This is a genomic window from Solimonas aquatica, from assembly GCF_900111015.1.
GTDB classification, from domain to species: Bacteria; Pseudomonadota; Gammaproteobacteria; order Nevskiales; family Nevskiaceae; genus Solimonas; species Solimonas aquatica.
Window position 1 is genome coordinate 166123 of the sequence record NZ_FOFS01000008.1, and the last position, 12687, is coordinate 178809.

The following is a 12687-nucleotide window of genomic DNA, read 5'->3' on the forward strand; positions in this document are numbered from 1 at the left end:
GCAACGGCGTGGCCGCAGTCAGCGCGCTCCTGCTTTGCTTGTTCTTCGCCACGCCTCATGCCTCGGCCCTCACGCCGCAAGACGAAGCCCGCTACCAGACCCTGATCAACCAGCTGCGCTGCCTGGTCTGCCAGAACCAGACCATCGCCGATTCCAATGCGCCGCTGGCCGCCGATCTGCGCGAGCAGGTGAAAAAGCAGATCGAGGCGGGGCGCAGTGATGCCGAGATCAAGGCTTATCTCACGGATCGCTACGGCGACTTCGTGCTGTACAAGCCGCCGTTCAAGCCCACGACCTGGCTGCTGTGGATCGGGCCGTTCGTGCTGCTGTTGCTGGCGGTGCTGCTGGCGCTGCGCTTCACGCGGCGCCGGGCGTCGCCGGTGGCGCCGCCGGTGGTCGATGCGCAGGCCCTGCAGGCGCTGCTCGATGCCGAGCATCGCGAGGATGAGGGCGCGCGGCGATGAATATCCCGGCTTATGCGGCGATGCTGGTGCTGGCGCTGCTGGCGGCGCTGTGGCTGACGCGGCCTCTGTGGCGACGTGCCGAGCTGGTCTCGCAGCGGCGACGGCAGGCCAATGTCGGCGCTTACGAAACCCGGCTGGCCGAAATCGAGGCCGAGCAGGCGGTCGGACAGCTCGATGCCGAGGCCGCGCGCGTACTGCGCGAGGAAGCGGCGGCGCGCCTGCTGCAGGATGCCGCGAGCCAGGATCAGGCCTACGCGCAATCGCCGCGCCGCTACCGGCTGGCCGTGGGGCTGGCCCTGCTGCTGGCGGCGGCCAGCGCGGCGCTGTACTGGCGCGGCGACAGCTGGCGCACGCGCGAGCTGATCACGCTGGCCGCGAACGATCCGGCGGCGGCCGAACAACAGATGGTGCGCAATCTGGTCGATGAGCTGGAGCAGCGCCTGAAGGCGCAGCCGGAAGACGCCGAAGCCTGGGCGATGCTGGGCCGCTCCTACATGGTGCTGCAGCGTGCCGGCGAAGCCGAGAAAGCCTACGCCCGTGCCAATCTGCTCAGCGCCGCGCAGCCGCAGCCCGAGTGGCTGGTGGCGCAGGGCGAGGCGCACGGCATCGCCGATGGCCGTCACGAGCTGGGCAGTGTGCGCGCCCTGTTCGAGCAGGCGCTGAAGCTGCAGCCGGACAATGCCAAGGCCCTGTTCTACGGTGGCGCGGCGGCGTTGCAGGCCGGCGATGTGCAGGCCGCCTACGAGCGCTGGCTGAAGCTGCGTGCGCAGCCGCTGCCCGAGGGCGTGGCCCAGGCGCTGGATGCACAGCTGCCGGAACTGGCCAAGCGCGCCGGGCGCAGCCTGCCGGCGGCGCCGGCGACGCCGGCAGCGGTGAGGCTCACGGTGAAGGTGAGCCTGGCCGAGGCGCTCAGGGCGCAGCTCAAGCCGGGCATGACCCTGCTGGTGTTCGCCAAGGCCAAGGACGGTCCCGCGATGCCCTTGGCGGTGAAGCGCATCGAGTCGCCGCAGCTGCCGCTGTCCGTGGTGCTAGATGACAGCCTGGCGATGATGCCCAGCATGAAACTCTCCGCCTTCAGCGATTGGGAAGTGACGGCCCGTTTGACCACGGGGGCTGGCGCGCAGGCGCTGTCCGGCGATCTGGAAGGCCGGCATGCTGCGCGCCGCGCCGAGGCCGGCAAGCCCCTGGAACTGCTGATCGATCAGCAGCTGCCTTGAAGGGCTCGCAGGCCTGTCCGGCGGCTTCTTCAATTTCGAATCGAGGATCACGATGAACGCCACGCTGGCCCAGCTGCCTTCCGCCGAAGGCCTTTTCCTGAAAGCCGCCGCCACCGCGCTGCGCCGCCCCAAGGGCAAGCTGCAGCTGCCACAGCTCTCGGTGCAGGTGCGTGATGTGGCGGTCTCGGCCACGCAGCTGGCCGAGTACCGCGAGGTCTGCGGATTTGCCGCCGGCGAGCAGCTGCCCATCACCTTTCCGCACGTCATGGCCGCCGGCCTGCACATGCATCTGATGGTGCAGCGGCAGTTTCCGCTGCCGCTGCTGGGGCTGGTGCATCTGCGCAATCACATCAGCCAGCGTCGCGGCCTGGGTGCCGACGAGCGCTTCGACTTCGACGTGCGCCTGGGCGAGTCGCGCCAGGTGCGCCAGGGTCTGGAATTCGATGTGCTGTCCGAGGTGAGCGTCGCCGGCGAGCTGGTCTGGCAGGAGACCATGACCATTCTGCACCGTATGCCGGGACCCAAGGGACCGGCGCCGCGCAGCACGCCGCCGCCGGCGCGGCTGGCCGAATATCTGAGCGTCGATGCGCCGGCCGATCTCGGCCGCCGTTATGCGCGCGTGGGCAAGGACTTCAATCCCATCCACCTCACGCCCTGGAGCGCCAAGCTGTTCGGCTTCAAGCGCCACATCGCCCACGGCATGTGGACCATGGCGCACTGCGCCGCGCTGCTGGAAGGCCAGCTCCCGGCGCCGCCGCGCGAGCTGGAGACGCAGTTCCGTCAGCCGCTGTTTCTGCCCGGGCGCGCCGCCCTCAAGTACAGCCGCGCCGCCGATCCCGCCCAGGGCATCGAATTCAGTCTGCTTGCCCGTAACAGCGACAAGGTCCATTTGAGCGGCGTGCTGCGCTAAAATCACGCCCCTCTAAATCGGGAGGTTTCGATGCGCATCCGCAAAGCGGTATTTCCGGTGGCCGGTATGGGCACCCGCTTTTTGCCCGCCACCAAGGCCAGCGCCAAGGAAATGCTGCCCATCGTCGACAAGCCGCTGATCCAGTACGCGGTGCAGGAGGCGATTCACGCGGGTGCGCAGGAACTGATCTTCATCACCGGCCGTTCGAAGAATTCCATCATGGATCACTTCGACAAGGCCTATGAGCTGGAAGCCGAACTCGCTGCGCGCGGCAAGAACAAGCTGCTGGAGACGGTGCAGGGCATCGTGCCGCCGGGCGTGACCTGCATCTTCATCCGCCAGGCCGAGGCCCTGGGCCTGGGCCACGCCGTGCTGCAGGCCTGGCCGGCGGTGGGCGACGAAGACTTCTATGTGATTCTCGCCGACGACCTCATCGACGGCCGCCTGCAGCCCTGTCTGTCGCAGATGCACCGCGTCTACCAGCAGTACGGCACCAGCGTGCTGGCCGTGCAGCGCGTGCCGCAGGAAGAAGTCGGCAGCTACGGCGTGGTCGATACCCAGCCGATCGGCCCGGGCCTGTCGGAAATCAAGAAGATGGTGGAGAAGCCCAAGCCCGAGCAGGCGCCGAGCAATCTCGCCGTGGTCGGCCGCTACATCCTCACGCCGCGCATCTTCAAGCTGCTGGAACGCACCCAGCGCGGCGCCGGCGGCGAAATCCAGCTGACCGACGCGATCAGCGCCATGCTCAACGAGCAGACCGTGCTCGCCTACGAATTCGAAGGCGTGCGTCATGACTGCGGTTCCAAGCTCGGCTACCTGCGCGCCAACGTCGAGTTCGGCCTCAAGCATCCCGAACTGGCCTCCGAATTCCGCACCTACCTGTCCGAGCTCACCGCCGGCTGGAAGGACGAGAAGAAGCGCGCCTGAGCGCCGCTTCAAGACGCGCAGGTCTTTAGCAGAACACCAGTGAAAGTCTCCCAGAACATCGGCGCCTGCCACCCGGAACCGGGTGTGGGCGTACATGGGAGGCCCTGGCTGCCGGGCTGAATCTTTGCGCGCCGGTATTTCGTCGCGCTGGGCCCGGAACGAGCAGCACGCATCATTCCAACAAAAAAATCCAGACCCCCAACACGAAACCGTTGCAGTCAAGCCCATGGCGACAAGCAAGTATCAGAGCTTTATCGAGACCTCTTCGATCAACGGCGCCAACGCGCCCTACGTGGAGGCTTATTACGAGCAGTTCCTCGACGACCCGGAGTCGGTCGATCCCAGCTGGCGGGCCTACTTCCGCCTGATCCAGGATCAGAGCGCCCCGCGCGAGCAGGCGCACAGCGAGGTGGTGGCGCGCTTCGAGCGTCTGGCGCGCGAGCCGCGGCGGCTGGTGGCCGCCGAGGCCGGCTTCGATGCCGTCGCCGCCGAGAAGCAGGCCGGCGTGCTGCGCCTGATCAACTACTTCCGCATGCGTGGCCATCAGGCCGCGCGTCTGGACCCGCTCAATCTGGTCTCGATCACCCCGCCCGAGGATCTCGATCCGGCGCATCACGGCCTGACGGCGGCGGACATGGATACGGTGTTCAACACCGGCACCCTGGCGGCCAGCGGCGACCGCCTGCCGCTGCGCGAGATCATCAAGATCCTGAAGAACGTGTACACCGACACCATCGGTGCCGAGTACATGTATCTGACCGAAACCACCGAGAAGCGCTGGATTCAGAAGCGCCTCGAAGCGGTGGCCTTCCAGCCCAAGCTGGCGGTTGAGCGCAAGCGCGAAGTGCTGCAGCAGCTGGTGGCGGCCGAGGGCCTGGAGCGCTATCTGCACAACAAGTACGTCGGCCAGAAGCGCTTCTCCCTGGAAGGCGGCGACTCGCTGATTCCGGCCATGGACGAGATGCTGCGCGGCTGCGCGGCGCGCGACGTGGATGAGATCGTGATCGGCATGGCGCATCGCGGCCGCCTCAACGTGCTGATCAATGTGCTGGGCAAGTCGCCCTCCGATCTGTTCGCCGAATTCGAAGGCAAGTACTCGGTCGAGGCGCTGTCGCGCGCCGGCGACGTGAAGTACCACATGGGCTTCTCCACCGACGTGGAAGTGGAGGGCAAGCGCCTGCATCTGGTGCTGGCCTTCAATCCCTCGCATCTGGAAATCGTCAATCCGGTGGTGGAAGGCTCGGTCAAGGCGCGCCAGATCCGGCGCCTGGACGAGGTGGGCCAGAAGATCGTGCCGGTGCTGATTCACGGCGACGCGGCGTTTGCCGGCCAGGGCGTGGTCATGGAGACCCTGCAGCTCTCGCAGTCCAAGGGCTATGCCACCGGCGGCACCCTGCATCTGATCGTCAACAACCAGATCGGCTTCACCACGCCTAATCCCATCGAGGCCGACGCCGGTCACGAGGTGCGCACCTCGCGCTACTGCACGGACCTGGCCAAGATGCTCGAAGCGCCGGTGTTCCATGTCAACGGCGACGATCCGGAAGCGGTGACCTTCGTCACCCGTCTGGCCATGGACTTCCGCAACGAATTCCACAAGGACGTGATCGTCGACATCTGCTGCTACCGCCGCCTGGGCCACAACGAGGCCGACGAGCCTTCGGTGACCAGCCCGGTGATGTACGAGATCATCAAGAAGCATCCCACCACGCTGACGCTCTACAGCAAGAAGCTGGAAGAGGAAGGCGTGATCGCCAAGGGCGACCTGGAGCGCCTGGTCAAGGAATACCGCACCGGTCTGGACAAGGGCCTGAACACCGCGCGCGTCACGCTGGGGCTGGTCGGCAACAAGCACACCGTCAACTGGTCCAAGTATCTGGGCGGCACCTGGGATGCGCCGGTGGACACCACCATCACCGCGCAGTCGGTGAAGGCCATCTCCGATCAGCTGCTCAAGCTGCCGGAAGGCTTCGTGCTGCATCCGCGCGTGCAGAAGATCTGGGAAGACCGCGCCAAGATGGCCGCCGGCGAGCTGGCCATGGACTGGGGCTTTGCCGAGACCATGGCCTATGCGGCGCTGGCCAAGGATGGCTTCAACGTGCGCCTCTGCGGTCAGGACGCGCGTCGCGGCACCTTCTTCCATCGCCACGCCACCGTGCATGATGTGAAGACCGGCGCGCGCTACACGCCGCTGCGCCATCTGGTCAGCGACAAGTACCGCTTCGTGGTCAACGACACCCTGCTGTCCGAAGAAGGCGTGCTGGGCTTCGAGTACGGCTACAGCACCACCGATCCGGAATCGCTGGTGATCTGGGAAGCGCAGTTCGGTGACTTCGCCAACGGCGCGCAGGTGCTGTTCGACCAGTTCATCAGCAGCGGCTACGCCAAGTGGGGTCGCGTCTGCGGCCTGACCATCTTCCTGCCGCATGGCTACGAAGGTCAGGGCCCCGAGCATTCCTCCGGCCGTCTGGAACGCTGGCTGCAGCTGTGTGCGGAAAACAACCAGCAGGTCTGCGTGCCGTCCACGCCGGCGCAGATGTTCCACATGCTGCGCCGTCAGATGAAGCGCAATGCGCGTCTGCCGCTGATCGTGATGACGCCCAAGTCGCTGCTGCGTCATCCGCTCTCGGTGTCCTCGCTCGACGATCTCACCAAGGGCAGCTTCCAGCCGGTGATTCAGGAAGCCGAGAAGCTGGATCCGGCCAAGGTCACGCGCATCGTGTTCTGCTCGGGCAAGGTCTACTTCGATCTGGTGCAGGCCCGCGAGAAGGACAAGCTCGACAACGTCGCCATCGTGCGCATCGAACAGCTCTATCCCTTCCCGCGCGAAGGCTACGAAGCCGCGCTGGCCGCCTGGCCGAACGCCAAGGACATCGTCTGGTGCCAGGAGGAGCCCGAGAACCAGGGCGCCTGGTATCAGATCAAGCATCGCCTGGCCGCTTATCTGCAGCCGCAGCACCACATGCTGTACTCGACGCGCAAGGGCGCTTCGACCACCGCCGTCGGTTACCTCAAGGTGCATCAGAAGGAACAGGCCGAGGTGGTGCAGCAGGCGCTGTCCGGCGGCAAGCGCATGTAAGCCGCTAAACCATCATCCCCGCACAAGCTCCCCGCACAAGCTCTATAAGAAGCAAAGCCAGACAAGGATCCTCATGGCCATCGAAATCAAAGTCCCCAACCTGCCCGAGTCCGTCTCCTCGGCCACCGTCGCCAGCTGGCATTTCAAGGCCGGTGACGCGGTCTCGCGTGAAGCCAATCTGCTGGATCTGGAAACCGACAAGGTGATGCTGGAAGTGCCGGCCATCGCCGACGGCGTGCTCAAGGAAATCCGCGTGCAGGCCGGCGCCACCGTGCAGGCCGGCGATGTGCTCGGCCTGCTGGAAGAGGGCGCGGCCGCTGCCGCCAAGCCCGCCGCTGCGGCCGCTGCCGCAGCACCGGCCGCCACCGCCAGCGATGACGGTCAGAGCCCGGCGGTGCGCAAGCTGCTCGCCGAGCTGAATCTCTCCGCCAGCGCCATCACCGGCAGCGGCAAGGGCGGTCGCCTGACCGTGGAAGACGTCAAGGCTTATGCCGCGCAGCCCAAGGCCGCGCCCGCCGCCAAGGCCGAGGCGCCGAAGGCTGCCGCCGCCGCGCCGGCGCCGCGTCCGCTGGGCGCGCGCGAGGAGCAGCGTGTGCCGATGACGCGCATCCGCGCACGCATCGCCGAGCGCCTGCTGGAAGCCAAGAACAGCACGGCCATGCTGACCACCTTCAACGAGGTGGATCTCAAGGCGGTGTCGGAACTGCGTGCGCGCTACAAGGATCAGTTCGAGAAGGCCCACGGCGTGAAGCTGGGCTTCATGAGCTTCTTCGTGCGCGCCACGGTCGAGGCCCTGAAGAAGTATCCGGTGCTCAACGCCTCGGTGGACGGCAATGACATCGTCTACCACGGCTACTACGACCTGGGCATTGCGGTGTCCTCCGAGCGTGGTCTGGTGGTGCCGATCCTGCGCGATGCCGACCAGCTCTCGCTGGCCGACATCGAGAAGTCGATCGGCGACTTCGGCGCGCGCGCCAAGGCCAACAAGCTGACCATGGAAGACCTCTCCGGCGGCACCTTCTCCATCACCAATGGCGGTGTGTTCGGCTCCATGATGTCCACGCCCATCCTCAATCCGCCGCAGTCGGCGATTCTGGGCATGCACGGCATCACCGAGCGTCCGGTGGTGGTCGGCGGCCAGATCGTGATCCGGCCGATGATGTATCTGGCCCTGTCCTACGATCACCGCATCATCGACGGCAAGGAAGCGGTGCTGGGCCTGCGCACCATCAAGGAATGTCTGGAAGACCCGGCCAAGATGCTGCTCTCGCTGTAAGCGCATTTGCCGCGACGACATCGGGCCCCGCAACGGGGCCCGATTCGTTTGTGGCGCCGCTTGGGCATACTGCGGGGCATGTCATCGCTCGCTCCGGAACGCGCCATTCCCTTCGTCACGCTGCCCAACTGGGTGAAGGCGGCGGCGCTGTGCGGCTTCAACATCCAGAGCGTATTCGACGAGCTGGGCATCCACACCGATCTGCTGCATCTGGAACAGGCCACCATCGGCAGCAAGCTGCTGGAACAGGTGATGGCGCGCTGCGTGGCGCGCTCGCGGCAGCGGCATTTTCCCTTCGTGCTGGGCGAGACCTTCGCCTTCGAATATCTGCCGGACATCGAGACCTTCATCACCACCAGCCCGACGCTGCGCGAGGCCGCCACCGCGTTTCGCTGGGTGCATGAGCTGATCAATCCGCTGATCGATGTGCGCGTGGAAGAGCAGGGCGAGTGGGGGCGGCTGGTGCTGTATGGCGCCGGCAGCGCCACGCCGGCGCAGCCGTATTTCGTGGAGGCGCTGTTCGCCTCGGTGCTGAAGTTCGGGCGCCTGCTGGCGCCGCAGCTGGAGCGCAGCGCGAGCCTGCACCTGCGCTATCCGCCGCCGCCGCATGTGGCGGTCTACGCCGAATGCTTTCATCTGCCGCTGCATTTCGAGGCGCCGTTCAATGCCCTGCAGCTGCCGCGCGCCAGCCTGGATGCGCCGCGGCCCGGCGCGATTCCCAGCCTGCATCGTCAGGCCGGGCAGCGCGTGGCGCAGCGCATCGCGCACCTGCCGCGACACAGCGGCCTGATTGCCCTGGTCGAGGCGCAGTTCGAACAGGAGCCGCATCTGCTCGGGGTGGGCATCCTGCGCATGGCGCGGCGGCTGAACATGAATCCGCGCAGCCTGCAGCGGCGGCTGCGCGAGGAGGGGCAGGCCTACTCCGAGCTGCAGGACCGCGTGCGTTACCGTCTGGCACTGCGCGATCTGGACGACCGTGCCCTGGATCTGGAAACCATCGCCGAGCGCCTGGGCTTTTCCGATCGCCGCAGCTTCACCCGCGCCTTCCTGCGCTGGGCGGGCATGACGCCGAGTCGTTATCGGGCGCAGGGCGGCTGAGCGCGCTGTCGCGAAATGTTCCTTTGCGGGCCCGGCGGTCATAGCCGCGAAGCCGCCTCTGGCGCCAGCATGCGGCAAAGCAAATTTTCAAAGAGGAGACGGGCATGGCTGGCGGCAGCACAGAGCGCATCATCGCGCGCAAGGGACCGGCGTTCGACTGGAGCCGCGTGCCGCGGCACTGGTTCGGCGGCGATGTGTTCAAGACCCGCTTCTTCGACGCCATGTCGCTGCTGTTTCCCGAGGGCGAGCGTTTCTTCATCGCCTGCGTGCGTGACTACCGCGAGCAGGTGCGTGATCCGCGGCTGCAGGCCGAGATCAAGGATTTCATCTATCAGGAAGGCCAGCACACGCAGGTGCACACGGGCTTCAACGATCATCTGAAGGCGCAGGGCATTGCCGTCGACGACATCCTCGCGCAGCAGCGGCGCGTGATGTTCGACGGCTTTCGCGGCCATCTGCCCAAGACCTACACCCTGGCGCAGACCGCCGCCGCCGAGCACATGACGGCGCTGATGGCGCATGGCTTCTTCGGCACCGATCTGTTTGCCGACGCCGATGCGCAGGTGCGGGCGATGTACGCCTGGCACGCGGTCGAGGAGATCGAGCACAAGGCGGTGGCCTACGACGTGATGAAGAAGGTGGCGGGCGTGGGCTATTTCACGCGCATCCTGGCCATGCTGCAGGTCTCGCTGACCTTCCCGCTGCATGTGTTCCTGATCATGGCGCACATGTTCCGTGTCGATGGCGTGAAGTCGCGGACGCGGGTCTGGCTGAAAGGTCTGTGGTGGCTCTATGGTCCTGGCGGTCTTTACCCGCGCCTGATGCTGCATTACCTGCGCTACTTCAAGCCCGGCTTTCATCCCTGGCAGCATGGCCAGCTGCAGGAGTACCAGCGCTGGCGGCAGTGCTATGAAGGCACGGGCGGCGATGCGATCGCCGCCGCCGACGCGGTGATGTCAGCCGCCAGCGCCTGAGCGTGCGCGTCCCCTGCTAAGCTTGCCCGCGCTGTTGCCTCGCGGCAGCAGCGCTTTTTTTCGGCCTACAGGGAGATGATCATGTTCAAGCGCCTCAGCGCCGCCTTGCTGCTTGCCGCGCCGGCACTGCCGGTTTGCGCTTACGGGCCCACCGTCGGCCTGGACGCCTTCTATACCCATCAGGACTCCGGCGACGCCACCGGCGAAGGTTTCGGTGCGCGCGTCACCGCCAAGCTCAGCGCCGACCCGGATCTGTTCCTGGCCGGCCAGTACCAGAAGAACGATGTCGATGCCGGTTCGCTCAAGCAATGGCGCGCGGGTTTCGGCATGGGCGCCTGGACCGATGACTCCGCCTTCATCTACTGGCAGCTGGAATACGTGGACCTGCATCTGCCCAACGTGCTGGACGATCAGGGCGGCGCCGCGCATCTGGGTCTGGCGGCCAGCGTCACGCCGCGTCTGTCGATCTACGGTCGTGGCGGTTACGTGAAGCTCAAGGACAATGACGGGCCGGAATTCGTCGGGGGGCTGGCCGGCCAGATCAGCGGCGGCCTGGGCGCTTTCGCCGAATATCGCTACACGCGGCTGGACAGCATCGAGCTCAATGACATCTGGGCGGGCCTGCGTTTCACGTTTTGAGTGTCGGTGCGGCCATTGCGCCGTGCGCGACGCCGGGCTCATCGCTAAAATGCGCGGCTTGGACGCGTAAGGAGCGACATGACGGATCAGTATGATGTGCTGGTGGTCGGCGGCGGCCCTGCCGGTTACCCGATGGCCATTCGCGCGGCGCAGCTCGGCTTCAAGACCGCCTGCATCGACGCCTGGCTCAACAAGGACAACACCCCGGCGTTTGGCGGCACCTGCCTCAACGCCGGCTGCATTCCCTCCAAGGCCCTGCTCGAATCTTCCGAGCTCTGGCATCGCACCCAGCACGAGCTGGGCGCGCACGGCATCAGCGGCAGCGATTTCAAGATCGACATCGCCAAGATGCAGGCCCGCAAGCAGACCATTTCCAAGAGCCTGACCGGCGGCATCAAGCAGCTGTTCGCGGCCAACAAGGTCACCGGCCTGGAAGGCTTCGGCAAGCTGCTGGGCGATGGCAAGGTGGAATTCACCCCGCACAAGGGTGACAAGCAGGTGCTCTCGGCCAAGACCATCGTCGTGGCCACCGGCTCTGATCCGGTGAACCTGAAGATCGCCCCCATCGACGGCGAGAACATCGTCGACTCCTGGGGCGCGCTGGACTTCACCGAGGTGCCGCAGCGCCTGGGCATCATCGGCGCCGGCGTGATCGGCGTGGAGCTGGGCAGCGTGTGGAGCCGCCTGGGCGCCAAGACCGTGATTCTCGAAGCCCTGCCGACCTTCCTGCCGATGGTCGATGCGCAGGTCGCCAAGGAAGCGCAGCGCCAGTACGCCAAGCAGGGCCTGGACATCCGCATGGGTGCCAAGGTGCTGAACGCCAGGAACACCGGCAAGGCGGTTGAACTCGAATACGAGGTGAACGGCGAGAAGAAGAGCGAAACCTTCGACAAGCTGATCGTCGCTGTCGGCCGTCGTCCCAACACCCGCGGCCTGAATGCCGAGGGCGTGGGCCTGGCGCTGGACGAGCGCGGCTTCGTGAAGGTGGACGCGCATTACAAGACCAATCTGCCGGGCGTGTATGCGATCGGCGACGTGATCGGCGGCGCGATGCTGGCGCACAAGGCCATCGAAGAAGGCGTGGCCCTGGCCGAGCAGCTCGCCGGTCATCACACCCAGGTCAACTACAAGGCCATTCCCAGCGTGATCTACACCGCGCCGGAAGTGGCCTGGACGGGGCTGTCGGAAGAGCAGGCCAAGGCCCAGGGCTACGAGGTCAAGATCGGCAGCGGTCCCTTCGCCGCCAACGGTCGCGCCAAGGCCATGGAAGCGGCCAATGGCGTGATCAAGGTCATCGCCGACGCCAAGACCGACCGTATCCTCGGCGTGCACATGGTGGGTCCTTATGTCTCCGAGCTGCTCGCCGAGGCGGTGCTGGGCCTGGAGTTCGCCGCCACCTGCGAAGACATCGCGCTGACCATGCACGGTCACCCGACGCTTTCGGAAAACTTCCACGAAGCGGTGCTGTCCGTGGATGGCCGCGCCATTCATGCGGTCAACAAGGTCAAGAAATGATGATGAAGAAGAATGCAGCTCTGGGCGCCGCTGCGGCGGCCTTGCTGATCGCCAGCGGCGCCGCCAGCGCCGAGTCGATCAGCTTCGGCCTGTCCAGCGACTCCTTCCGCTTCGGTCTGACCGGGCCGCTGTCGCGCCTGTTCAGCGGTGTGGAAGGCCAGTATGACCTGGGCTTCATGCGCCGCAGCAAGGATGGCGACAACAGCTACGTGGCGCATGCCGGCGTGCTGGCCTCCGGCGATGCCGGCATCGAAGACTTCCCGATCAAGGTCGGCGTGGGTCTGCGCGGCGTGTTCGCCGGCGGCGACAATGCCGACGGCGGCGCGGTGGCGCCGGGTGTGCAGGCCAGCCTGCGCGTGCCGGGTGCGGACCGCTTCCTGGTCTCCACTTACGCCTACTACGCCCCCAGCGTGGTGAGCTTCGGCGATCTGGACAGCTACCGCGATCTGGGCGCCTCGCTCAGCTACGAGCTCAGCCGCAGCGCCGTGCTCAGCGTCGGCTACCGCAACACGCGCCTGGGCCTGGACGGCGGCCCGGATGTCACGGTCGATAACGGCTTCTTCGCCGGCATCGGTCTCAACTTCTAAA

11 protein-coding genes are annotated in these 12687 nt (G+C 66.2%); all 11 read left to right on the top strand.

The window, feature by feature from the left end; translation table 11 throughout:
- Positions 1 to 29 precede the first annotated feature (29 nt).
- The 11 genes from BMY12_RS11365 (at position 30) to BMY12_RS11415 (ending at position 12686) form a co-directional block, all read left to right on the top strand.
- The gene (locus tag BMY12_RS11365; RefSeq protein WP_218140172.1) at positions 30 to 464 is read left to right on the top strand and encodes a cytochrome c-type biogenesis protein; all 435 of its coding nucleotides are present in this window, start codon (positions 30 to 32) and stop codon (positions 462 to 464) included.
- A complete protein-coding gene (gene ccmI / locus BMY12_RS11370; protein WP_093286067.1) occupies positions 461 to 1681 on the top strand; it encodes a c-type cytochrome biogenesis protein CcmI in 1221 nt (406 codons plus the stop codon). Before BMY12_RS11365 ends, ccmI begins: the two co-directional genes overlap by 4 nt.
- A gap of 52 nt (positions 1682 to 1733) precedes the next feature.
- Positions 1734 to 2591, top strand: coding sequence for a MaoC family dehydratase (locus tag BMY12_RS11375; RefSeq protein WP_093286069.1), 858 nt, complete (start codon positions 1734 to 1736; stop codon positions 2589 to 2591).
- A gap of 30 nt (positions 2592 to 2621) precedes the next feature.
- Complete coding sequence (galU, locus tag BMY12_RS11380; protein ID WP_093286072.1) at positions 2622 to 3518, top strand: UTP--glucose-1-phosphate uridylyltransferase GalU; 897 nt, start codon at positions 2622 to 2624, stop codon at positions 3516 to 3518.
- Between the two features lie 226 nt (positions 3519 to 3744).
- Positions 3745 to 6597, top strand: coding sequence for a 2-oxoglutarate dehydrogenase E1 component (locus BMY12_RS11385; protein ID WP_093286075.1), 2853 nt, complete (start codon positions 3745 to 3747; stop codon positions 6595 to 6597).
- 73 nt (positions 6598 to 6670) lie between these two features.
- Positions 6671 to 7873, top strand: coding sequence for a 2-oxoglutarate dehydrogenase complex dihydrolipoyllysine-residue succinyltransferase (odhB, locus tag BMY12_RS11390; RefSeq protein WP_093286077.1), 1203 nt, complete (start codon positions 6671 to 6673; stop codon positions 7871 to 7873).
- Between the two features lie 78 nt (positions 7874 to 7951).
- Positions 7952 to 8971, top strand: coding sequence for an AraC family transcriptional regulator (locus BMY12_RS11395; protein WP_093286080.1), 1020 nt, complete (start codon positions 7952 to 7954; stop codon positions 8969 to 8971).
- A 104-nt stretch (positions 8972 to 9075) separates the two neighbouring features.
- Positions 9076 to 9945, top strand: coding sequence for a metal-dependent hydrolase (locus tag BMY12_RS11400; RefSeq protein WP_093286082.1), 870 nt, complete (start codon positions 9076 to 9078; stop codon positions 9943 to 9945).
- 81 nt (positions 9946 to 10026) lie between these two features.
- On the top strand, positions 10027 to 10584 hold the full coding sequence (locus tag BMY12_RS11405; protein WP_143068933.1) for a hypothetical protein: 558 nt from the start codon (positions 10027 to 10029) through the stop codon (positions 10582 to 10584).
- Positions 10585 to 10662: 78 nt separating this feature from the next.
- Positions 10663 to 12099 (top strand): dihydrolipoyl dehydrogenase, encoded by a 1437-nt coding sequence (lpdA, locus tag BMY12_RS11410; RefSeq protein ID WP_093286087.1) that lies wholly within the window; start codon positions 10663 to 10665, stop codon positions 12097 to 12099.
- Positions 12100 to 12101: 2 nt separating this feature from the next.
- On the top strand, positions 12102 to 12686 hold the full coding sequence (locus tag BMY12_RS11415) for a YfaZ family outer membrane protein (protein ID WP_177188960.1): 585 nt from the start codon (positions 12102 to 12104) through the stop codon (positions 12684 to 12686).
- The last annotated feature ends 1 nt before the right edge of the window (position 12687 follow it).